Origin of the sequence: Spirulina subsalsa CS-330 (genome assembly GCF_028330765.1) — a bacterium.
Lineage (GTDB): Bacteria > Cyanobacteriota > Cyanobacteriia > Cyanobacteriales > Spirulinaceae > Spirulina > Spirulina subsalsa_A.
This window is the reverse complement of sequence record NZ_JAQMTY010000079.1, coordinates 1-21,678: the sequence shown is the minus strand read 5'-3', so window position 1 is coordinate 21,678 and position 21,678 is coordinate 1. Positions and strand designations below refer to the sequence as shown.

The 21,678-nt window shown below is 47.8% G+C and carries 17 protein-coding genes; 5 read left to right on the top strand and 12 right to left on the bottom strand.

Annotation, left to right across the window (positions count from 1 at the left end):
- Nucleotides 1-56 precede the first annotated feature (56 nt).
- Nucleotides 57-713 (top strand): L-threonylcarbamoyladenylate synthase, encoded by a 657-nt coding sequence (locus tag PN477_RS05305; RefSeq protein ID WP_272116771.1) that lies wholly within the window; start codon nucleotides 57-59, stop codon nucleotides 711-713.
- A gap of 344 nt (nucleotides 714-1,057) precedes the next feature.
- The gene (locus PN477_RS05300; RefSeq protein WP_272116769.1) at nucleotides 1,058-2,263 is read left to right on the top strand and encodes a HetZ-related protein; all 1,206 of its coding nucleotides are present in this window, start codon (nucleotides 1,058-1,060) and stop codon (nucleotides 2,261-2,263) included.
- A 227-nt stretch (nucleotides 2,264-2,490) separates the two neighbouring features.
- Here the strand turns inward: PN477_RS05300 and PN477_RS05295 are convergent, their stop codons facing one another.
- From PN477_RS05295 to PN477_RS05260, 8 genes are all read right to left on the bottom strand, one after another.
- Entirely contained in the window at nucleotides 2,491-2,748 is a 258-nt protein-coding gene (locus PN477_RS05295; protein ID WP_272116766.1) for a DUF3146 family protein, read from the bottom strand.
- A gap of 102 nt (nucleotides 2,749-2,850) precedes the next feature.
- Nucleotides 2,851-3,591, bottom strand: coding sequence for an SDR family oxidoreductase (locus PN477_RS05290; RefSeq protein ID WP_272116764.1), 741 nt, complete (start codon nucleotides 3,589-3,591; stop codon nucleotides 2,851-2,853).
- Nucleotides 3,588-4,946 carry an FAD-binding oxidoreductase gene (locus PN477_RS05285; RefSeq protein WP_272116762.1) on the bottom strand — a complete coding sequence of 453 codons (1,359 nt, stop codon included), beginning with the start codon at nucleotides 4,944-4,946 and terminating at the stop codon, nucleotides 3,588-3,590. The genes PN477_RS05290 and PN477_RS05285 overlap by 4 nt, the downstream gene beginning before the upstream one ends.
- Nucleotides 4,947-4,976: 30 nt before the next feature.
- Nucleotides 4,977-5,843 (bottom strand): UbiA prenyltransferase family protein, encoded by an 867-nt coding sequence (locus tag PN477_RS05280; RefSeq protein ID WP_272116760.1) that lies wholly within the window; start codon nucleotides 5,841-5,843, stop codon nucleotides 4,977-4,979.
- Between the two features lie 6 nt (nucleotides 5,844-5,849).
- On the bottom strand, nucleotides 5,850-6,992 hold the full coding sequence (locus tag PN477_RS05275) for a glycosyltransferase family 4 protein (protein WP_272116757.1): 1,143 nt from the start codon (nucleotides 6,990-6,992) through the stop codon (nucleotides 5,850-5,852).
- 5 nt (nucleotides 6,993-6,997) lie between these two features.
- Nucleotides 6,998-8,512, bottom strand: a complete 1,515-nt coding sequence (locus PN477_RS05270; protein WP_272116755.1) for a DUF2079 domain-containing protein — start codon at nucleotides 8,510-8,512, stop codon at nucleotides 6,998-7,000.
- Complete coding sequence (locus PN477_RS05265) at nucleotides 8,512-10,212, bottom strand: hypothetical protein (RefSeq protein ID WP_272116754.1); 1,701 nt, start codon at nucleotides 10,210-10,212, stop codon at nucleotides 8,512-8,514. The genes PN477_RS05270 and PN477_RS05265 overlap by 1 nt, the downstream gene beginning before the upstream one ends.
- Nucleotides 10,213-11,424 carry a glycosyltransferase family 4 protein gene (locus PN477_RS05260; RefSeq protein ID WP_272116752.1) on the bottom strand — a complete coding sequence of 404 codons (1,212 nt, stop codon included), beginning with the start codon at nucleotides 11,422-11,424 and terminating at the stop codon, nucleotides 10,213-10,215.
- 354 nt (nucleotides 11,425-11,778) lie between these two features.
- On the opposite strand from PN477_RS05260, the gene PN477_RS05255 reads away from it, so the two are divergent.
- A complete protein-coding gene (locus PN477_RS05255) occupies nucleotides 11,779-13,755 on the top strand; it encodes a glycosyltransferase (RefSeq protein ID WP_272116750.1) in 1,977 nt (658 codons plus the stop codon).
- 85 nt (nucleotides 13,756-13,840) lie between these two features.
- On the opposite strand, the gene alaS is transcribed toward PN477_RS05255, so the two are convergent.
- The 3 genes from alaS to xseB all read right to left on the bottom strand — a co-directional run bounded on the left by alaS (nucleotide 13,841) and on the right by xseB (nucleotide 19,183).
- Nucleotides 13,841-16,474: an alanine--tRNA ligase gene (gene alaS, locus PN477_RS05250; RefSeq protein ID WP_272116748.1), complete on the bottom strand. Its 2,634-nt coding sequence runs from the start codon at nucleotides 16,472-16,474 to the stop codon at nucleotides 13,841-13,843.
- Nucleotides 16,475-16,598: 124 nt separating this feature from the next.
- On the bottom strand, nucleotides 16,599-18,971 hold the full coding sequence (locus PN477_RS05245; RefSeq protein ID WP_272116746.1) for an O-antigen ligase family protein: 2,373 nt from the start codon (nucleotides 18,969-18,971) through the stop codon (nucleotides 16,599-16,601).
- 5 nt (nucleotides 18,972-18,976) lie between these two features.
- Nucleotides 18,977-19,183 carry an exodeoxyribonuclease VII small subunit gene (xseB, locus tag PN477_RS05240; protein WP_072620719.1) on the bottom strand — a complete coding sequence of 69 codons (207 nt, stop codon included), beginning with the start codon at nucleotides 19,181-19,183 and terminating at the stop codon, nucleotides 18,977-18,979.
- A 181-nt stretch (nucleotides 19,184-19,364) separates the two neighbouring features.
- Here xseB and PN477_RS05235 point away from each other — a divergent pair, with 181 nt between their 5' ends.
- The gene (locus PN477_RS05235) at nucleotides 19,365-20,225 is read left to right on the top strand and encodes a dienelactone hydrolase family protein (protein ID WP_272116744.1); all 861 of its coding nucleotides are present in this window, start codon (nucleotides 19,365-19,367) and stop codon (nucleotides 20,223-20,225) included.
- A 53-nt stretch (nucleotides 20,226-20,278) separates the two neighbouring features.
- Here the strand turns inward: PN477_RS05235 and PN477_RS05230 are convergent, their stop codons facing one another.
- Entirely contained in the window at nucleotides 20,279-21,076 is a 798-nt protein-coding gene (locus PN477_RS05230; RefSeq protein WP_272116741.1) for an SAM hydrolase/SAM-dependent halogenase family protein, read from the bottom strand.
- A gap of 168 nt (nucleotides 21,077-21,244) precedes the next feature.
- On the opposite strand from PN477_RS05230, the gene pirA reads away from it, so the two are divergent.
- Nucleotides 21,245-21,409, top strand: a complete 165-nt coding sequence (gene pirA, locus PN477_RS05225) for an arginine synthesis PII-interacting regulator PirA (RefSeq protein ID WP_272116739.1) — start codon at nucleotides 21,245-21,247, stop codon at nucleotides 21,407-21,409.
- Nucleotides 21,410-21,678: the final 269 nt, after the last annotated feature.

The following is a 21,678-nucleotide window of genomic DNA, read 5'->3' as shown; positions in this document are numbered from 1 at the left end:
AACCTGTGGGGGTGGCGGGTCTGGGGTTCATTGTTGAATGTTTCAATTTCTACGTTATGGCGATTCTGTATTCAATCCATCCGGATAATCCGCAAACTGACCGAATAGAGTCCATAGTTCGAGCGTTGCGGGGAGGGGCTGTGATGTTGTATCCCACCGATACTGTTTATGCGATCGGGTGTGACCTCAATGCCCCCGCCGCCGTGAAGCGAGTGCGACAGCTAAAACGGATGGCCAACGATAAACCCTTAACCTTCCTCTGTTCATCCCTGTCCAACATTGCTGAATATGCCCTTGTTGCTGATCAAGCCTATCGAATCATGCGCGGTTTAATTCCGGGGCCCTATACCTTTCTCTTACCCGCTACGAAACTCGTACCCCGCGTGGTGATGAATCCCAAACGGAAAACCACGGGCATTCGTGTCCCGAATCAACCCGTCTGTCAGGCGATTTTAGCGGCCCTCGGAAACCCAGTGGTTTCCACCTCTGCCTATGTACCAGCGGATGAGGACGGGACATTACCCACCCTAGGGATTGAACGGATGCGCTTGTTTGATGCCCTTGATCCGGTGGTGGATATCATCATCGATACGGGGGTTGAACTGGGGTTTAAGAGTTCCACGATTCTCGATCTCACCACCGATACCCCCCACATGGTGCGGGCTGGGTTGGGGGTGGATGCCCTGCAAGATTGGATGATTGACCGTGACTAGGGTTAGCGATCGCCCCCCCACAAAACACCTCGTCGTGATTTCGGACAATTGGGGCGGATTAACCCAATTTTTCAATTGTCTCATGAAGCCGAGATTCATCCTCCAACCGCCTCACCCCAGTCAGAATGGTTTAAACCCGCTCTGGCTCTTTTGTTCTGGGTGTCGAGTCTGGGGAACTGCGATCGCTTTCCTGGGCGCGTTCATTGACAGGTTTGAGGTTGTGACACAAGCCCAGATCCAGGAGCCATGGCATCACCATACAGTCAAAGTGTAGAGCAGGGCGGAAGTCCAAAGCCGCTCGCTAGACCACTCAATACCTTTCCTACTGTGTTTGGGGCATTACCATGAACGTTGAAACGCTAAACTCTGCTTACTCCACCTCTCAAGCTTCTCCAGCGGTTGCTGACTATCCGGAGAAAGACAGTCCCACCTCCTTTTCCTTAGAGCGGATCTTAATTGATGACATTCGCCGCCAAGTGGGTTCCGTGTCCCGGTCTGCCAAAGCGGTGGTGGCGCGGATTACGACGGAAGTGGAGCGCGTCTGTAGCAAGAGCGATCGCATCCAAAAATCCGGTGACATCACCTCCCATCTCCTCTATCTCGGTCAGCACCGTCTCAAAAAATGCCTCGCCTACCATCGCCTCGGCTCCAAGCAAGGGCGCGTCGAACTCCACAGCAACCTGAGCGTGATGGTGTATCGGCACATCGCCCCGACCCAGGCTCAACTGGGCTTCTCCGGTCGCTACGTGTTGATTGAAGACTTCTTGCAAGATTTCTATGTGGAATCTTTGAAAGCCTTCCGCCGCGAAAACGATGTGCCAGAAGACTACCAACCCCGCACCCCGATGCAGTTGGCGGAATACATGGCCTTCACGGAGCAATACGCCAAACGCCGGATCACCTTACCTAATGGCTATTCTCAACAGTTGATCATCCTCCGGGCCCAAACCTTCGCCCGTCGTCAACCGAAAGAAACCGCCGTGGACATTGAACAGGCGGTGGAATTTCCCAAGGGCGCAGACGCAGAAGCCCATCATCGTTCGGCGACGGTGCAACAGGTACGCAGCCAAATGGTGACAGAAACGCCGGACTTGTGGGAAACGGTGAAGCGCGATCGCGTTGTCCATGCCCTCTTCAACTACCTCAAAAACCAAGGTCACGAAGACTGCGCCGATTATCTCGCCCTCAAACTCCAAGACCTACCAGCCTCGGAAATTGACGACATCCTCGGCCTCACCCCCCGCCAGCGGGACTATCTCCAACAACGGTTTAAATACCATGTGGAAAAATTCGCCCGCACCAGTCACTGGGAGTTAGTTCACCAATGGCTCGATGCTGGGGTGAGCCAACGGTTAGGCATGACCCATCCTCAATGGGAGGTGTTTCAGGCGCAATTGTCCGATAGCCAATTACAACTGCTGGAGTTGAAGCAACAGCAGGTGAGCGATGCGGACATTATGGCCATCACGGGGATGACCGCGAAGAAAGTGCAAAAGGGCTGGACGGATCTGTTGACGCTGGCGGCAGAAGTCCGGAATGGCGATGCTTAGGCTACGGGGTCGAAGGTGCGATCGCTCCCCCCGATTGACCCACACGATCCCCCCTCGCAGCCAACTCCCCGATCCCCACGACGTTAAACCACCCCCTTAAGCCCTGTGATGCAGTCATCACAGGGTTTTTTAGGATCTAACCCTCACCCAACCCTCTCCCACAGGAGAGGGCTTTCGGCTCCCTTCTCCAGCGGGAGAAGGGTTGGGGATGAGGGCAACCCGATGCTCTACAATTTGGCGCGGACGGTGAATTCATAATTACCGCCGGGTTCGAGTTGGTAATCGCTGCGTTCTAAAAAACGGCTCAAGGGTTCAAGAATTAACGCCCGCCCCAAAGACGGCTGTACCTTGAGGTTTCCCTGACGAAATTGCCATTGAAATTCCCAGGCATAGTGGGAGGCTCGCACCTCACCGGCAATGCGACCCTGTTGCCATGATTGATGGGTAATGCGGACATGGGCAGTGGTGTTAGAAACACGACTCATGGATTCGTTAAAAAATGGGAGTAAGCATCAGGATATATTGTGACATTTTCGAGGGCGATCGCATCTGTTCAGCCTCAGCACTTTTAGTATCCTGATTAGGGGCTACAGTTTCATTTTTTTAAAAATGGGTTCGGGAATCGCCCGAATGATCGTCATAATGCCCCACCAAAACCAGGGTAAATACACCGTATTTTTGCGCTTTTGCACGGCTTTCAAAATATCCCGCGCCACATCATCCGGTTGGGCAACTAAGAATAACCCTGGCAGGCCAAAGGTCATTTTGGTATCCATAAATCCCGGCTTCACCGTCATCACATGAACCCCCACTTTACTTAATCGACTGCGCAGACCTTGTAAAAAGAGTGTCAATGCACCTTTGGCTGAACCGTAAACATAATTACTTTGGCGGCCGCGATCGCCCGCCACCGAACCAATCCCTACAATCCACCCCGACCCCTGTTGTTCCAGCGCATTCGCCAAGGGTGTGAGGATTGAAACCGCCCCGGTGTAGTTAGATTGGATAATCGCCAGGGCATGATTTATATCTGTTTGGGCAGTGGGTTGATTGCCCAGTTCACCCATGCAAAGAATCACACCTTCAAGGGGATTCGCTGCGGCGAGAATGCGATCGCAAATCTCCCGATGGGACTCAAACTCCAACGCCTCAAACCGACTCCAACCCACCGAAACGTGATAGCGAATTTTTAAGTCTTGAGCGATGCGATCGAGTTCGACCTCATCCCGTGCCGCTAGATATAAATTTGTCCCGCGTTGAGCCAACTGATGAGCCAGCGATCGCGCCAAACTCGATGTTGCTCCAATAATTACTACTGATTTGGTCATGGTTGAATCTCCAATCGTTCCGACAACGTTGAGCGAAAATGATTATCGGGATCAACCTGTCGCTTAATCGCTAACCAATCCTCATATTGGGGATACATTGCCCGAAAACTCGCCGGACTCACCCGCGCATCTTTCGCCAAATACAACCGCCCCCCACACCGAATCACAACCTGATCCAACTCCTCTAAAAATGCCCATAATCCTGGCTTAATCGGAATATCTAACGCCAAGGTATACCCCGGCATCGGAAATGATAATAACTCGGCTTCTTGGTTTCCCATCCGTTTTAAAACCGCTAAAAATGAAGCCCAACCCTTTTGACTCGAACGCTGTAAAATCTCTGTCAAGCCATCATGACTTGTTGCCATCGGCAGCACACATTGATACTGCACAAATCCCCGTTTACCATACAGTCGATTCCAATCATTAACGAAATCTAAGGGATAAAAGAACGGATCATAATGAGCGATCGCCCGCTGCTCTTTTTGCATTTGACGATGATAATACAGTTGGTTAAAACTACCCATGGTGTAGCGATTTAACAACACTGATGGCGCATCTAAGGGAATCGATAACTTTGATTGTTCATGAATTGGCAAGGGGTTCACCTGTTGTTGAGGTGATAAATCACTCAGAGAAGCCGTATCCCCAAACATCAAAATACTCCGCCCCAAACTCCGCCCCGTCGCTAAACAATCAATCCATGCCACAGAATAGGGATAGAGGGGTTCGTACTGGGCAAAGAGGGCGATCGCTTCATCTAAATTTTTTGCCTTAATGTTAAAGCTTTTGATATAAGCAGACGCGATTTTTTTGAGTTTAAATTCCGCTTCTAAAATAATCCCCGTTAGCCCCATACCGCCCACCGTTGCCCAAAATAAATCGGCATTTTCAGTCCGCGAACAGGTGAGGATTTCTCCACTCGCAATCAATAGCTCAAAACATTCCACATGACGCGCAAATGATCCGGCACAGTGGTGATTTTTGCCATGAACATCGAATGCGATCGCACCTCCCACCGTCACAAACTTCGTCCCCGGTGTCACCGACAAAAACCAACCCCTCGGCACAAACACCGCCAAAATCTCATGGAGTGGCACACCCGCCTCACACCGCAATCGCCCAGTCTCAGCGTCAAACGCCACCATCCGATTGAGGCGTTCCATCAACACGGTCTGACCCGAATGATTTAACGGCGCATCCCCATAACTCCGCCCCAAACCCCGCGCCAACTGAGAGGCACTAGAGGACAAACTGTGGGATAAAGTCGAGAGATTTTCTGGACGCTGCACGGTGCTTTTCACCACAGGATAACGCCCCCACCCCGTCAACGTTTGCTGAACTGTATTACTCATTTGAACCACCCTCATTCATGCAACACAACACTACAGATATAGAAAATAACCAAAGGTGATTAACCACGCCCCAATAATACCTTGTAAAAATCGATCATACAGGAGAATTTTAGTGGGTGAAGCACTTTGGGTAAACACCAGAGTCTGCTGAAGATAGCGTAAAATTCCTAACACCACAAAAATGGTTGTGATGTATAGATTAGAATGGCCAACTCGCTGGATTACTTCATCAGAAACTGTATACATAATATAGGTAACAACCGTAACCGATGCTGTTAACATCATCGCCACGTTAATAAAATCGATGTTATATCCTTCAATCGATGTGCGTGTACTCTTGCCTTGCAGATAAATTAAATACTCATCTCGTCGTTTAGCCAGTCCTAAAAACATTGCCAAGAGAAATGTTAACATAATTAGCCAGTGCGAAATAAATACTTGGGTCGTAACACCCCCTAAAAATACTCGCAATAAAAAGCCGATGGCGATAATTGTAATATCAATAATTGCAATGTGTTTAAGCTTAAAACTATAGAATATATTCATTATAAAATACCCCAAAATAATCACAATTCCGGGGGAAGGCAACGTTACACCAAGAGCCACCGCCATCGTTAATAAAATTCCGACAATCCAGCGGGCTTGTGGTTTAGAGATTGCACCTGATGCCAAGGGGCGATCGCATTTCGTTGGGTGGAGGCGATCGCGCTCAATATCCACATAATCATTAATCACATAAATACAACTGGCCATCAGCGAAAAGGCAAAGAATGCGATCGTAACTTGTGCCCAAACTGTCCATTGATTAAGCTGAGACGCGAAAAAAACAGGCGCAAAGACAAAGCCATTTTTAACCCACTGATGGACTCGAATTAGTTTTAAAACTGCATAAATCATAACAACTTATAACAACGATTGATATGCTTTTAATGTTTCCTGGGCAGTCTGTCGCCATGAAAATTGTGCAGCTTGAACTCGACCCCGTTGAATTAAATCTTGGCGGAAGGTGCGATCGTCAATCACGTTAAAAATGCCCTCAGCCAACTCTAAAGGATCATCCGGGTTAATCATCACCGCCGCATCCCCAGCCACTTCCGGCAATGACGACGTATTCGACGTAATGACAGGCGCACCAAACATCATTGCCTCCAAAACTGGCAACCCAAACCCCTCATAATGGGACGGATACACCACAGCATCCGCATGGTGATAATACTGAGCAACTAATTGATCAGACACATAGTTAAGATGATGAATATCTTCACGGTAGGGCGATCGCTCAATCGCTTCAAAAATCGGTTCATACAGCCAACCTTTACGCCCAATTAAAACCAATTGATGGGGAATGTGATGATGTTCTTTGAGATAATTAAAGGCTCGAATTAAACTAATGACATTTTTGCGCGGCTCAATTGTGCTCACAAATAAAAGATAGGGTGTCGGATGATTAAATGGAGCAGGTAAGTCAGTATTCCGGATCAATGTTTGCACATCTGCGGAAGTATAGCGACTCGCCAATGGAGTCACCCAAACCCGATCTGGATCAACCCCCAAATAACGCACAATATCCCGTTTGGAACTGTCCGAAATCGTAATCACCAAATCTGTCCAACCTAAGCACTGTCTCACCCGCCGCTCATATTGCTGCACAACCTGATTCACATACTGAGGATACCGCGCAAAGGTCACATCATAGAGGGTCAAAACCTGACGGCTCTGTTTGAACGGAAACACAGTGTAATTCGTCCCGTGAAAAATTTCAGGATAGCCCAGTTTTGGCTCTAAATAGGTGGCGAAAAATTGCGGCCAACAGTCCAGGAGTAGATTGGAAATACGCACAGGACAGGGGAAATGGTGGATGCGATCGTTAAACTCCCGCAACACCCCCGGCAACTCCCGCCTCCCCCGCAACCACCCCCTCATCCCCGGCTGATACACCCCCCGCACCCCACACCCCAACCCCCACAACTCCCGCACCAAATGACACACATACAACCCCACCCCACTCGGCCGCCCATCCACCGGTGTTACATCAACTATTAACATTTAATTCAAGATTGAAAGTTCGACTCATCAAATGAACATTGATTGCTTTGTGGCCTATAGTATACAAGAATTTTAGAATCGAACAAGACTTCTTCAAATCCATCGTTCTTGATTTCTGTGATAATATCTTGCCCACTTTCTAATCCTGATATACTCAGATCATGAATTGGATTAAAAATGATTAGGTCAGATGATTTCCAGTTACGTAATAAAAATTTCTCTGAACTCAGTGGAAGATAGACAAAAGTAACTAAATCACTTGATATTTTGGTGTTTTTGATACATTTTTTGGTAAGGTTATGTATGCGCCTTTCTACAGTTCTTTGATATTGAGATACTGGGCGAATATAATAATCTGGTGAAGCATGTGTTTCCGGAATTACTATTACCAATAGCGATATTAGTAAGGTTAGAAAAAAATAATTTAGCTTCAAATCACTTTTTTGATCAACCCACTTCAATAAAGAAGATACAGAAAAAAGAGAAAAGACTAAGCAAGAAGGAATTAAAAATGCTGAATTATACCAATATAGTTCGCGAGTTTCTACCCGATCCATTGTATAAATTAATATGCTAGGTATATGAGCAGTCACAAAAGATAGTGGATGTATTAAAAATATAAAGCCAAAAGATTTAAACAAGTCTGTCGCCGCACTATTATTTAATATGTAGTCTAGTAATTTCATCGGATGTGTCAAAAATCCGACTATTATTTCAGGATATGTTGAACCCCAAGACTGCCATAATCCAATATTTGTATCACTGCCTCCAGAATAAAAAGGCATAATAACTTTTACGGATATGAAAAGCCACATTATAGAAATCAAAATAATAATTAATAATGTTCTAATTGCGAAGATTCTTTTTTCTCGAATATTACTTAATTTCAATGAAGTGCCTATTAATAAGAATGTTAAAAATAAGCCTACATCTTGCCTAATTCCTAGTGTTAGCAATAGCAAAACATAAAATATCCAATCATTTTTTTGCAACATAAAGTATCTAGTCAATCGAATTATTAGCGGAATTGCAAATATTTCAAAATGACCAGATATCAAGTTGGTTTTGACAAATGAGTTAGATGTAAATAATGCACTCGATAGACATATTAGACTATACGTCCATCTATTTTTAAATACATAATTAAATTCAATTTTACTGTAAATCTCGATCAAAAAAGTCGATTCTAGGAATATCCAGCCCATACTCAGACAGCCAAAAAAAATAAGAATATACTGAGAATTTGTTATTAAATAAAATGGAAATAATATGAGTAAACTAGGTGTGAAATGTTTTCCTAAATGATTAATATCATAGTCTGTGACATAAAATGGATTACCTTTTATAGCATTAGTGATCCAGTCGTTGATTAAACCAAGATCATGAAAATGGTAATATCCAGTTTGGTATTGACTACTCGTCACAAAAATCGAATATGCTGTAATGCATAAAAACGATAGAGTTAATAGTATCAGGCTAAATGAATTTTTATTTATAAAGTTTTTATCGTGTTCGATCATTACTTATTGAGTTTGTAAATTAAAAAGTTTTCTGATGTATTAACCAACATGGTTTCTTCAGAGACACGATTTTTAAGTTCCAAAGAATCGAAAGATTGCAGTATTTTAGGTTTAACTAAGCAAACATCTCCATGAATGAAATTCTGATATGAATTACGATTAATTAGAAATAGCCATTCCCGCAACTCTTGAACACTCATAGTCTGATTATCTCCTTGATAACTTTTTGGACTATTTCCAGAGTATCCATTAATTGTAGGGATGTTTGAATATAGCCCAGACCACATTGCAAGCATATGATTTTCAAAGGGTGGTTTTTGCGGGTTTAAGTATAGGTAAAAAGAGCTACACTGTGATGCTGATATAATTTCAACAATTTCAGACACTTCTTTAAACCAAATTTCTTTCTGAAAGTGTGCAAGCTTGAAAAAACTTTGTTCATAAACTCCTAGGATAGAAATACCCAAAATCAGAAAGTATTTTAACTTTTTCGGACAAAAATTTTGATTTTTCAGAAAAGAGTTTAAGTAAACTAAGATTCCAATAATTAGATAGACATGAGTAATAGACCAGATCCTAGCAACAGCTCTAATGACCGATGCTCCAGGTATAAAGATATAAACAAAGTGCCATAGAGAAATATCAATAAATGGCCAGTACATTGAAAGACAGAATATAATCAGAAATGTTGATAAGCAAGCAGTCTGTATATCCAGTTTACTATTTTGTTTTTTAGACTTAATCAATAACGATAGAAAAAATATGCTTAATATAGTCATTATGATTCCAGGAAACATAAAGTGTTCGCCACGAGCAGGGAGATCCTTAGAAATCCATCCTATCCACTGGAACCAATTACTTTCAAATGGTGCCGAAAACCATGACTGAATACGAGGAATCATTAGTTTGACTTCATCGTAAGATCTTGACCCTAGGATAAGCTTTGCCTTGATGTATGGAAAGAATGTTAGTAAGTTTAAGATTAACCAACAAAGAAATATAGTAATAATTTTTTTAATATCTTTTCGTAGGAAGCTGAATAGTTTTTTTCTTATCTCATGACTCAAAGTAAGTGTGGCTATCAGAAAGATTAGTGTGCCGAAGCACAAAAACCATCCTAAATAAACTCCCGAAAGTATTTGCCAGTAAAGCAATAATAAACAATAGATTAGTATCTTGATAGATGGATTTTTCAGAAATATCCATGTCATATAAACAGTTATAGGAGTAATGAACTGAGGTAATAACTGAGGATGATTGATTTTGGCAGTTCTAAACATTCCAAATGCAAAGAGGAATCCACCCCATCCAGACAAGATAGGATGAACTTTTAGTTTACGTAAGATGTATGTCAAACTCGAAAAATTCAAAATAGATAAAGAAATTTCCCAGAGGACAAAAGCTACTGTTGGTTCAGATATCAATCGGAACATTGCATACAAAGGGAATGTTCCAAAGAGATTATCTGAAAATGCTAAGACTTCTCGATAGGGATAGAAAAATGTTGGAGACCAAAGCCTTGCTGTATATTTGGGGTCAAATAAAAATTTAAATGTGTGCTCCATAAAGTAGTTATTGAGCAGTGTGTCCCCTGGATCTACTTGCATCAATGAAAATTCACTTTGCAAAGAAATTCCAAATGAGTTACTAATCCCAAATGCAATTAAGCTGATATAGTACCCTATAACTAATATTTTCATCTATTCTGAGAATATGATTTGAAGTTTTGAACAGCTTTTCTTCCAGTTCATGAAATTGAGCGAGTTGTTATTAGTGTGCCAGTCTGACTGATTTTTTACTGCCAAGTAGTTTCTAATGGATTCGGCTAAGTGTTCTGGATGTTGAGCGATGAAGTAGTGTCCATTTTCCCCAATCACTTCGCGGAAGACGGGGATGTCGCGGGCGATGATGGGGAGGTTGCGGCGGGCGGCTTCGATGAGGGGGAGACCAAAGCCTTCGCCGTAGGATGCGGCGAGGAGGGCGGTGCTGGCTGCATAGACTTTTTCGAGGTATTCATCGCTGATGGATTGGAGCCAAAAGAGATTTTGATTGAGTTTTGGGTGAGTGTTGATTTGGTGAATGAGGGATTCAACGAGCCAGCCTTCTTTGCCAACGATGACAAGGTTGATATCGGTGTTGTCTTGCCAGAGTAGTTCAAATGCGTCTAGGGCTTGTTGATGGCCTTTGCGTGGTTCTAATGTGCCGACCATTAGAAAACTAGGTCGTTTTTTGAGTAAAGTCAAGACAGTTTCGGCGTTTTCTGGTAATCCAGTGGTGGGGACGCTGTTTTCAATATCGGCACCGAGGTGGAAATAATCAATCTGTGGAAGGGGATGGCGAAATGATGATTCATGGTGCAGCCAATCGGTAACGTCATCGGCAACGGCTTTGGAGATACAAATGAGTCCTGTGGCAATTTCAGCAACGGTTACGAGCCAATGGCGGAGGAGGTTATCGGCTCCGGGGGGCCACCATTCGGGGTGACGGATGAGGAGGATATCGTAGACGATGAAGTAAATTTTTAACTTGCGATACTTGAGTTGCCACCAGGCGCGGGTAATGGCGGGCATGAAGCGAAAGTTGAGGTCTAGACCGAGAAAAATGTCGTGGGATGCGATCGCGACTTTCCGATCATGCAAATCAGCCTGTGCAACGCCGAAGGTGTGATGCGTGAAATGGCGTGCATAGCGATAGGTTTGACCATCAAAGTAAATGGGTTCAACGCGATAGCCATCAGGGGGATTTTTGAGGAACTCAAGGGTAATACTACGAACTACTCTCTGGATTCCAGATTTAACATCTTCTTGAACCAGTTCAGAGATATCAACGAGAAGTTGGGGTGTTTTTTGCGAGTTTGTCTGATGTTCTAGCGCGATGCTAATTTGAATTTTCAAAAAATCCAAGAGTTGCATCAGTTTAAACCCTAGATGACTGACTTTAGTCTTGATTTTTCGTGCGATTGATTTGAATTGCTTCATTTTTTAGATTTCACAAAACCAAGGCGAGAAAAATGACATAATATGATTTGCTCTGGCGTTGCAAGAATCAGGTTGCATTACGGCATCAGGGTCAACTAAGTGTTTGATGAATATAGATTACTATTTATGAGTATTGATCAGTCTTTAACTATTGTTTGGGTTTGTGATCATGAATCTAATCATGAACTTAATATCTTACGATCGCAGGGCTGGAATATTTTAGCCCTGTCCACCTCAGCGCGGTCAACCAGGCAGATTGTAGCATCAAATCAGCCGATCCTCGATCACTTGGGGCTACAGCCAGATTTTTTAGAACACCTTTACGGTGACTGGATACAGCAAGGGGCGGGCAATCCAGCGGCAGACGCAGCACCGCGCCACTATTCCGAGATTGATGCCGTGATTGTTTCCGATCCTCGTTATTTAGGGCGCATTCTGACGCGCTATGCTGGTCGGGTTTTTTATCGTGCTTACGACCCGCCAGGACAACTCTCTCAGACATTCTGGAAATTGAATTATTTTCGAGCCATTCAAGAGCGGGGGGATTTTTGGGTTTTACCCTGTGATGAGGCGGCGTTGGTGGGTGAGCATGATTGGTTGAAGCAGCGGATGCGGGTTGTGCCGTTGGGGTCTGATCAGGATTTGCCATTAGCGAGGGTGATGACACAGATGAATCGCGATCGCACTCCGCCCCCTCAGCCTGTACTCCTGCCCGCCAAACGTCATGAACCAGCAGCGTTAGATAAGTTGAAGCGGTTGTATGTGCTGTTTCATTTTCCGGGGCCGATTGTGCGATTGAATGAGCAGGGGCAATATTTATCGTCGGAGGGGATTCCGCGTGTGGTGCGGAAGTTTGTGGAGGCGGTGTTGGCGAAAACCTCGTATCAGGTGGTGATTACCTGTCGGGCGGGGCAGTTGGAAGCCTGTTATGGTTTTTTTAAGGCGCAGGATTATCCCGGACGGATGCAATTTTTACTTCTTGATCCGGAAGATACGGAGTTAAGGTATCAATCTAAAGTGCGGAAGGCTTGGGTACAGATTCGCCGTCAATATACGACGACGTGGCGGTGGTTGTGGCCGTGGATTGAACAGCGATCGCAATGGACGGCGCAAGTGGTGCATCGTCGTAAAAATATTAAGGTGGGCTGGTTGCGGTTTTGGCAGTGGGTGTGGTTGAAGCGGTTGGCGATTCACTTTACAGCATTGCCGTTTTTGGCTCTTGGCTTAGTGGGATTAAAGGCCGGAACGGCAGTGATGAAACGTCTCAAAGTGCATCCTAAAATTATCAAGAAATACAGCAATATTGTCAACCGTCGTTATGATCATTTGGTGGTGTATAACGAGTTGGAATATTTAGAGACGGTGAATCAGGATGAGCAAACAGCATTTGTTTTAGTTCCTCATTATTATCTGTTTCCAGAAAGTATGCTAATTAAGCATCGGAAAGCTGTGTATTTACCAGACTACATGCCACACTTTTTTAGAGGACAAAAGTTTGCAGGTAGTTTAGACCGCTGGCATGACCGCATTGGTTATACGATCGTTCAGCAAATGAATTGGATTTTTACAGCTTCGTACTTTAGTCAGTCCTATTTACCAACTACAGTGCTTGAAGTTGAACCAGAGAAAATGACCGTCTTGCCGATTCCGTTGTTGATGCAGAAGATAGAGACTGTTGATGCCGTGATTGGCAGGCAGGTTCGGGACGTTATGAATAGCTCACAATATTTATTTTATCCGACGCAGGATCGCCCCAATAAACAACTGTCATTTTTGCTGAAGTTGTTTAAGGATTTGCGGCGTGATTTGCCGGATTTAAAATTAGTGTTGACGGCGAATATTCACATTCATCCGGGGACAAGACAGGTGTATACCGATTTGCAATTACAGGATGCGGTGATCTTATTAGAAGATGTGTCCGATGCGGAATTGCAGGGTTTGTATCAACAGGCGGCAGCGTTGGCGTTTACCTCGACGATGGAGGGGAATTTTCCGCCGCAAATTTTTGAGGCGTTGACGTTAAATACGCCGGTGGTGGCGACGCGGATTCCGTTGATTACGGAGGCGTTGGGAGACGCATCCGATCGCCTCCTGCTCTGTGATCCTTTAGACCTCCCATCGTTCCGAGAAAAATTACTCTATGCGCTGCGCTATCCGCAACAGGTGCGCGATCGCCAACGGGTTGCCTACCATCGCATTCTCGATCAATACAATGATGAGAAATTTGCGGATTCGGTGGCGGATTTTCTCGCGAATTTGCCGTAACCCTCACCCCTAGCCCCTTTCTTGCTGGGAGAGGGGAATAGTTCAAAGTCCCTCTCCCGGCGGGAGAGGGATTTAGGGTGAGGGGTCATTTCAACGCATCGCGCAGTTGAGTTTTGGCGGTGTCGAGGGCGGTGGGGAGTTGGCTGGCATCGCGTCCCCCGGCTTGGGCGAGGTGGGGACGACCGCCGCCGCCGCCGCCGCAGAGTTTAGCAATGCCGCCGATGAATTTACCGGCTTGGAGTTTTTTCGCCTGGTTGACCTGGGGACTGAAGGCCGCCACGAGGGAGACTTTATCAGCGGCAGGGGTGGAGGCGAGAACGACGGCACTTTCACCGAGTTTTTGCTGGAGGCGTTCGGCGGCAGTTTGGAGGGCCTTGGGGTCGAGGTCGCCGAGGTTGGCCACCAGAATTTTGAAGTCGCCCACGGTTTCGGCATCGTTGAGGAGTTGGTCAGATTTGGCGATCGCTAATTCTCCCTTTGCGGCTTCTAGCTCCTTCTGGGTCGCTTTCAAATCCGTTTGCAATTTATCAACCCGCTCGATCAGTTCCTCCGGCTGGGCTTTAAAGCGATCGCTCAACTCCCGCACCACCTGATCCCGCACGGCAAGATAATCGAGGATCGCCGGGCCCGCCACCGCTTCAATCCGTCGTACCCCGGAGGAAATCCCCGCCTCGCTGATCACCTTAAACGCGCCAATTTCCGCCGTGTTGCGCACATGCGTACCGCCACAGAGTTCCATCGACACCCCCGGAAAATCAATCACCCGTACGTCCGCACCATATTTTTCGCCAAACATCGCCGTCGCGCCCTTAGCCTTGGCTTGATCGATGGGCATCACCGCCACATCCGCATCGTGGGCTTCGGCGATCCAGGTATTAATTTGGGCTTCGATTTGGGCCAATTCATCGCGACTCACGGCCCGATTCAAGTTGAAATCAAACCGGAGCCGATTGAAATCCACCAGCGAACCCGCTTGGGACACCGCCGGATCAACGAGTAATTTTAACGCCGCTTGCAGGAGGTGGGTGGCGCTGTGGTTCGCTTGGACGCGACGGCGGCAGGCGCGATCAATGGTTGCCGTCACGGTTGTGCCCGTTTGCACCGTGCCCCGTTCGACGCGCCCGTAATGGATGAACATCCCCGATTCCTTTTGCACATCGTCGATGCGAATCACCCAATCATCGCCACTGAGGAAGCCGCGATCGCCAATTTGCCCCCCCGATTCCGCATAAAACGGCGTTTCATTGAGGACAATTTGCACCGTCGCGCCCGCGCTGGCTTGCTCCGTGGTTTTACCGTCGATTAAGAGTGCCACAATTTTCGCTGTCGCTTGCACCTCGGTATAGCCGAGAAACGCCGTCGGGTGGACGTTTTGCGCCAATTGATCGAGGCTTTCTTGAACGGTGAGATCAATGGTTTCGTGGGCTTGACGGGCGCGATCGCGCTGTAACTCCATTTCCGCCTCAAACCCCGCCACATCCACGGTAATGCCTTGCTCTTCCGCGATTTCCTGGGTCAATTCCAGCGGAAACCCGTAGGTATCGTAGAGGGTGAAGGCTTCCACGCCGCTGATCTGCTCCGGTTTCGCCGCGAGAATATCTGCCACCATTTTTTCACCCCGGCTCAGGGTTTTGAGGAATTGCGCCTCTTCCCGCGTGAGTTCCGCCTCGATCGCCCCTTGCCGTTCGCGCACATTGGGATAGGCAGATTCGGAGACAGCGATCGCACTGGCCAAAACCTGATTAATAAACGCTCCCTCAATGCCAATCAACCGCCCATGACGCACCACCCGCCGAATCAACCGCCGCAAAATGTAGCCGCGATCGGTATTCGAGGCCGTGATCCCGTCGGCGATCATGTGCATCACCGATCGCACATGATCCCCAATCACTTTTAAGGAAACTTGGGTAGTTTGATCGGCTTTGTAATAGTCAATTCCGGCAATGTTGGCCGCCGTTTCAATAATCGGAAAAATCAAATCTGTTTCATAATTATTCGGCACTTGTTGCAGGATTTGCGCCATCCGCTCCAAGCCCATCCCCGTATCAATATTTTGCTTAGCTAAGGGGGTTAAATTACCCTCAGCATCACGGTTATATTGCATAAATACGAGGTTATAAAACTCAATAAACCGCGTATCATCTTCGAGATCAATGTGATCATCCCCTAGTTCCGGATGAAAATCATAATAAATCTCAGAACAGGGGCCACAGGGCCCCGTGGGGCCGGATTTCCAAAAATTATCTTCCTCCCCCATGCGCTGAATCCGATGGGCGGGAATCCCAATCTGATCACGCCAAATCGCAAAGGCTTCGTCATCGTCTCGGAACACACTGGGCACTAATCGCTCTGGCGGCAATTGAAAGACTTCGGTGGACAATTCCCACGCCCAAGCGATCGCTTGCTCCTTAAAATAATCCCCAAAACTAAAATTCCCCAACATTTCAAAAAACGTATGGTGGCGAGCCGTGCGCCCCACATTTTCAATATCGTTGGTGCGGATACATTTTTGCGAAGTCGTGGCGCGATCGCAAGGTGCGGGCTTTTGACCGAGAAAAATTGGCTTAAACGGCAACATCCCCGCGATCGTCAGCAATACGGTCGGATCTTCAGGCACAAGCGATGCACTGGGGAGAATTTTGTGCTGCTTCGCGGCGTAGAAGTTGAGAAATTGCTCACGAATTGCTTGTCCAGTCAGGGATGGAGGGGTCTTAGCCATCAGTCGTTTTACAGGTGCAGAGAATAAAATCACTATCTTTCATTGTGACATTAACCCGGACGAAGCGTGTAGAGGGGAGTGCGATCGCGGTTTCCGCTGCCGGACGGGTGAATCTATGCAGAATTTAGCGGAGACCCTGACAGTCGGATTCCAACACAGCCACCCCTAACTCACGCCCTGGAGTTCCATCCTCCGCAGGCGGTTCTGTAAAGGTGGAAAATGTTGCAGCATGGACAAGATACCAGGCTGTATCTGGAGAACCATTCACTTCAATTTTTGGCTGTTCTTGGGCGCTGAATTTTAGAGTTTGTTGGCTTAATTTCTCCATCGTGCCACTGAGGGATTGACGGGAAAATTGATTGTCAGCCGGTAGAGAATAGGCGGTGAATGCCACCGTGATCGCGCCATCGGGTGCTAAATCGGGTCGGGGCGCGGCTAGGGTTAAGTCAAGGCGATCGCGCCTTCCGCAACTCTTCGCCACAAACCAACAATCCGCCCCACACCATCGCCCCGTCACCCCCTCAAACTCCTCCCACGGCCCCATCCCCCGCGACCACGCCATCCCTAAATTTGACTGCACAAAGGGCGGCGGCGTGAGCACACTCACCCAGCGACTCCCGACCCCAAACGCGGGTTCAAAGGTATAGGTATGATGTTTGGGCAATAACACATTGCCATTTTCTGGAGAGAGCCATAATTCATCCGTAGGAGCATCGGTTGTAACCGCTAAATCTCCCGCTTGGTTCACAGTCATGGGGTAAGCGTAAGGCCCTGCTGAGTAGATGGAATAGGATTTATTCGCCAAACTACCAAAGGCCGTTAACCGGACTTGGGGGCCAAACCAGCGGGCAATAAACCCCGGTTGGGTTAAATCCGCCTCAAACACCGACGCACCGAGATTAAAATTCAACAAACAAAACAAACAGCCCACCGTTGCCACACCACTTAAAGCGACTAAACCATGGCGGGTTTTTGGTTGAATGCCGGTGATTTTGATCAGTTTAATGATGGGTTGACTGAGGCGTTGACCGATGGCTGCGATGGGCGTGTTAAAAACAGGACGATTGAGAAATGCTTGTTTTATTTGTACTGTTTGAATGAACGTATTCCATCGGGTTGCAGTTCTAGAAGGTTGCGGCAGTACTGGGGTATCCGGTGGCCGTTGATACCCGATTAATCCACCCCAAAACATGGTGTGAATGTAGAAGATTGGCCGTAAATAATCGACTTCTTGCACTGCGGTTGATACTAAAAATGCAAAAATTCCTAAGACTGTGAGCAACTTTAAATGATTGGGTTTGGACATTTGAGCGATGTTCGCAAAACTGGTCAAGCTCATCAGGAGCAACGCGATCCAGATTAAGGACGCATGGACTAAGCCCAATTCTGCCAAAACTTGCACATAAAAATTGTGGGCTGTGTCAAATAGTCCATAACTAGTAGGATACTGTTTCAACACTTGAAACCAACTGGCATAGCCATGACCCAAAATCGGCGAATCTCGGAACATCATCAAGGCAGATGACCAAATTTCGAGGCGTGACTGATCAATAAATGGGCTATTCTGGGCGAGGATGAATTGGATAGCGCGATCGCTACTCAACCCAATCAAAAGTAGGGTGGTGCTTAAACCACACAAGCCCCAAAATAGTTTGCGATGCCATAGATAGAGGGCATAACTATTACAGACCAGAATATACACAAAACAAAGCACGATCGCGCCGCTTTGTTGGCTCTTCAAAATACTACTCAAGAGCAGCAGACTCACGTTTACGGCAATCAAGCGTTGTCCATACCGGGAGGCGGTGAGCATTCGCCAAATTGCGATCGCTAACCCCGGCGCAAAATAGGGCCAAACCCAACTTGGATTCCCAAACACTTGGGTGAAGCGGGCGAAGGCAAAGCCAGTGAAGTCGTTATACATCAACCACTGGGGCAGGAGTTGCTCAATCCCCAAGGCGATGCAGATGAAGTTTGCGATCGCCACCAACACCGGCCCAAATGCGATCGCCCCTAACATTAATGTTCCGCCCCCGCGCACCGTTCGGGCCAACAAAAACGCCAGGGTTCCCAACAGGGTCGCAATCACGAGGGTGAAGTAGGTACGGAGGCCGTAGGTGTTGTTGTAGCTAGCTTGGAGGAAACATTCAAGTTTGAGGGCCAGGCCAGGCACAGCAAGACAGGGAGTCCAGGCTTGGCCAGGGGTGAAAAACAGCGACCACAACGCCCGCGGTCCCGTAATCAGCAGCACGATCGCCCAAATATAGCCCAGCAAAAATTTTTCGCGGGGGCGGATCAGCCAGTGGGGGCGGCGCAGGGATGTCGCGCCGTAGAGGGCGTAGTAGAGGAGGCCACTCAGGACGGCGACGCTGAAGCATTCAGGGATGCCGGGGAGACTGTATTCCGGATTGATCGGGACGAGGAGATGGCTCGCGACAATGCACCCTAAGCCAAAAATCAGGACGAGATAGGGGGCTTTGGGGCGAAAGTTGGGCATGGCTGCTAGGGGGAATCGGGCGGGGTGAGGGTTTCGATCTGGAGGGTCATTTGGGTTTGACCCTGTTGCAAGAATGCCTCACATTGTTGCAGGTGTTGGGTGGCAGTTTCAAATTGTTGAAAAACTTGTTCGAGGGGGAGGTTACCGGTTTCCAGTTGAGTGATTAGGGTTTCGAGTTCAGCGATCGCTGTTTCGTAATTCCACGTTGTCATGGCTTTTGATTAATACTTTTGCACCAGTATATAGCGATCCTCAATCAATCGTAAATCTATAATCCCCGCCAACAAGGGGCTTAAGCCCCTTGCCTGTTTATGAATCAAATAGGATTGCTCTAGCCACAATTGTGTTTCAAATTCGTTACACTATGGGCGTTTTTCATCCCCATCGATCACTATGCGCAATGCTCTCCTTGCTGCGATCGCGGCCTGCTGTACCATTCTGTTTTGGGCGATGGTGCAAGCACCGGAATCCATGGCCCAAAGCGATCGCCTCCATACCCTGCACCGCAGCGATCAGCCCATCGCATCGGCCATTACTGAATTTGCCCCCCGTCAAGCTGTCCTCGCCGGAACCGTCGCCTATGGCATGACCGACGATGATCAACCCATTCAGGGCTATCTCGCCCGCCCCGCCGACCGTGTTGAACCCAGCCCCGCGATCATCGTCATTCACGAATGGTGGGGGCTGAATGAAAATATTGAAACGATGACGCGCCGCCTCGCCGGGGAAGGCTACACCGCCCTCGCGATCGATCTCTACAACGGTGCAGTGGCCGAAGCCCCCAACCAAGCCCGCGCCCTAGTCGGCACAGTGCAGAACAATCTAGAGGCCGCCCGCGCCAACATTCGCCAAGCCTACGCCTATTTAGACGAAACCCAGCAAGCCCCGAAAATTGCTAGCTTGGGCTGGTGTTTTGGTGGTACTTGGTCGCTGAATACGGCGTTGCTGTTCCCCGATGAACTCGATGCAGCGGTGATTTACTACGGCGGCGGCATCACCACTGATCCGGAACAACTGGCAACCCTGGAAATGCCGATCATTGGCTTCTTTGGCGCGGAAGATACCAACCCGACCCCGGAAACCGTGGCAGAATTTGAGCGCATTCTCAAGGATTTGAATAAATCGGTTGAGGTGCATCTTTATGGCGGTGCGGGTCATGCCTTCGCGAATCCGTCGGGGACGCGCTACGTGGTAGCGGCGGCGCTGGATGCTTGGGAGAAAACCCTGGAATTTCTCAACGATCAACTGCGGTAGGTACGCGGGCAAGGGGCTGAAGCCCCTTGTTTCTCACAGGAGTTAATCGTGATTCACGGCACGATCGCGCCCCTGTCATCCAACCAAATCAAGTGGCACTCTGCGCCGATTTTCCCCTGTAACTGGGCTTGGGCATTACCGCCATTGATCGTAATTTCAACCCAGCCATGGCTCCCGATTAAAGCGATCGCGCTCCCCCAGGGTTGATCGCTGTAGCTGTGGGCGGCGGGGAGGGTGCGATCGCCAAATTGGATTTCCCAGGTGCGATCGCGCAGCCGTTCCCCTGGAATTGTCGTGATTAAATTCCCAAAATGGTCAATATGCTGAATCGTGCCCTGGAGTCCCGTCGCGTCTGCTGTCACTGCGGGTAACGGCAGCGTGATTAAACCTGTTGGATCAATCGGATCGCCGAGTTCTGTGAGCGGCACGCCTAAAGATAAGTGCGCCCCCACAGGAGCGAAAATATCCCGACCGTGGAAGGTGGTACTAGGGTGGAGCGTGCGCCAATAGTGGGGATGATTTAACACCACAGCGGCGAGGGGCGGCGAGGTTTGCAAAACACCACTAAACAGGCCGTTATCCGGGCCCACAAGCCACCCTTCCTGAATCTGAATCGCGACGGCGCGGCGATCGCTCCCCACTCCCGGATCAACCACCGCCACATGCACCGTGCCCGGCGGAAAATAGCGATAGGCATTGAGTAGGCAAAACCGGGCGGCTGCGATATTTTGCGGGGGAATCTGGTGGGTTAAATCGATGACAGGGCAATGGGGCGCGATGGAGGCGATCGCCCCTTTCAAGATACCGACGTAACCATCTTGAACCCCAAAGTCAGTGAGCAAGGTCAACATTATGATGTGATCGAAAGAAAATCCTTAGAAATCAAAAGAAAGTACCGCTAAAATTCTGTAGCAATTGTTACTTTTTTCGTTACAAAACCCGATTTATCAGAGAATGGTGATATCTTAAAAGTGTGCCCCAATGATTTAGACCATTTTATTTCGATCGAGGGATTAATTATGTTGAACCAAACACGCAAAGAAGTACTCCGCAACACCGCAGCCAACCACCGCGATAACCTGCGTAAAAGCCTCCAACAACGCTTAGAATCTGCCCGCTCTTCTGGCAACGAAGATTTAGTGAAGCAGCTTGAAGCTGAAGCTGAATACCTAGGGATGAACTAACCCCAACGTCCAACTGTCGCGATGAAGCTGAATTAACAGAAAAAGAGATCCCACATGGGATCTCTTTTTCTGTCTCAGATAGACTCACTGAAGGATTCACGGGAACACAACAGACGAAGCCGGGCGAGTCCTTGACATACTCCCCCACTAAACCCTACGGGCTATAGTGGGAGATTCTGAACAGCCAGTTACCTGACCATTTATCCACTCAAACAACGAGAGTTGCAGAGGGTTGCTAGGCTCAACGACTAACGCCATTGATTTATCCT

Coding starts and splice junctions, on each gene's coding strand:
- PN477_RS05305 (WP_272116771.1), top strand. CDS start 57: ATGGCGATTCTGTATTCAATCCATCCGGATAATCCGCAAACTGACCGA.
- PN477_RS05300 (WP_272116769.1), top strand. CDS start 1,058: ATGAACGTTGAAACGCTAAACTCTGCTTACTCCACCTCTCAAGCTTCT.
- PN477_RS05295 (WP_272116766.1), bottom strand. CDS start 2,748: ATGAGTCGTGTTTCTAACACCACTGCCCATGTCCGCATTACCCATCAA.
- PN477_RS05290 (WP_272116764.1), bottom strand. CDS start 3,591: ATGACCAAATCAGTAGTAATTATTGGAGCAACATCGAGTTTGGCGCGA.
- PN477_RS05285 (WP_272116762.1), bottom strand. CDS start 4,946: ATGAGTAATACAGTTCAGCAAACGTTGACGGGGTGGGGGCGTTATCCT.
- PN477_RS05280 (WP_272116760.1), bottom strand. CDS start 5,843: ATGATTTATGCAGTTTTAAAACTAATTCGAGTCCATCAGTGGGTTAAA.
- PN477_RS05275 (WP_272116757.1), bottom strand. CDS start 6,992: ATGTTAATAGTTGATGTAACACCGGTGGATGGGCGGCCGAGTGGGGTG.
- PN477_RS05270 (WP_272116755.1), bottom strand. CDS start 8,512: ATGATCGAACACGATAAAAACTTTATAAATAAAAATTCATTTAGCCTG.
- PN477_RS05265 (WP_272116754.1), bottom strand. CDS start 10,212: ATGAAAATATTAGTTATAGGGTACTATATCAGCTTAATTGCATTTGGG.
- PN477_RS05260 (WP_272116752.1), bottom strand. CDS start 11,424: ATGCAACTCTTGGATTTTTTGAAAATTCAAATTAGCATCGCGCTAGAA.
- alaS (WP_272116748.1), bottom strand. CDS start 16,474: ATGGCTAAGACCCCTCCATCCCTGACTGGACAAGCAATTCGTGAGCAA.
- PN477_RS05245 (WP_272116746.1), bottom strand. CDS start 18,971: ATGCCCAACTTTCGCCCCAAAGCCCCCTATCTCGTCCTGATTTTTGGC.
- xseB (WP_072620719.1), bottom strand. CDS start 19,183: ATGACAACGTGGAATTACGAAACAGCGATCGCTGAACTCGAAACCCTA.
- PN477_RS05235 (WP_272116744.1), top strand. CDS start 19,365: ATGCGCAATGCTCTCCTTGCTGCGATCGCGGCCTGCTGTACCATTCTG.
- PN477_RS05230 (WP_272116741.1), bottom strand. CDS start 21,076: ATGTTGACCTTGCTCACTGACTTTGGGGTTCAAGATGGTTACGTCGGT.
- pirA (WP_272116739.1), top strand. CDS start 21,245: ATGTTGAACCAAACACGCAAAGAAGTACTCCGCAACACCGCAGCCAAC.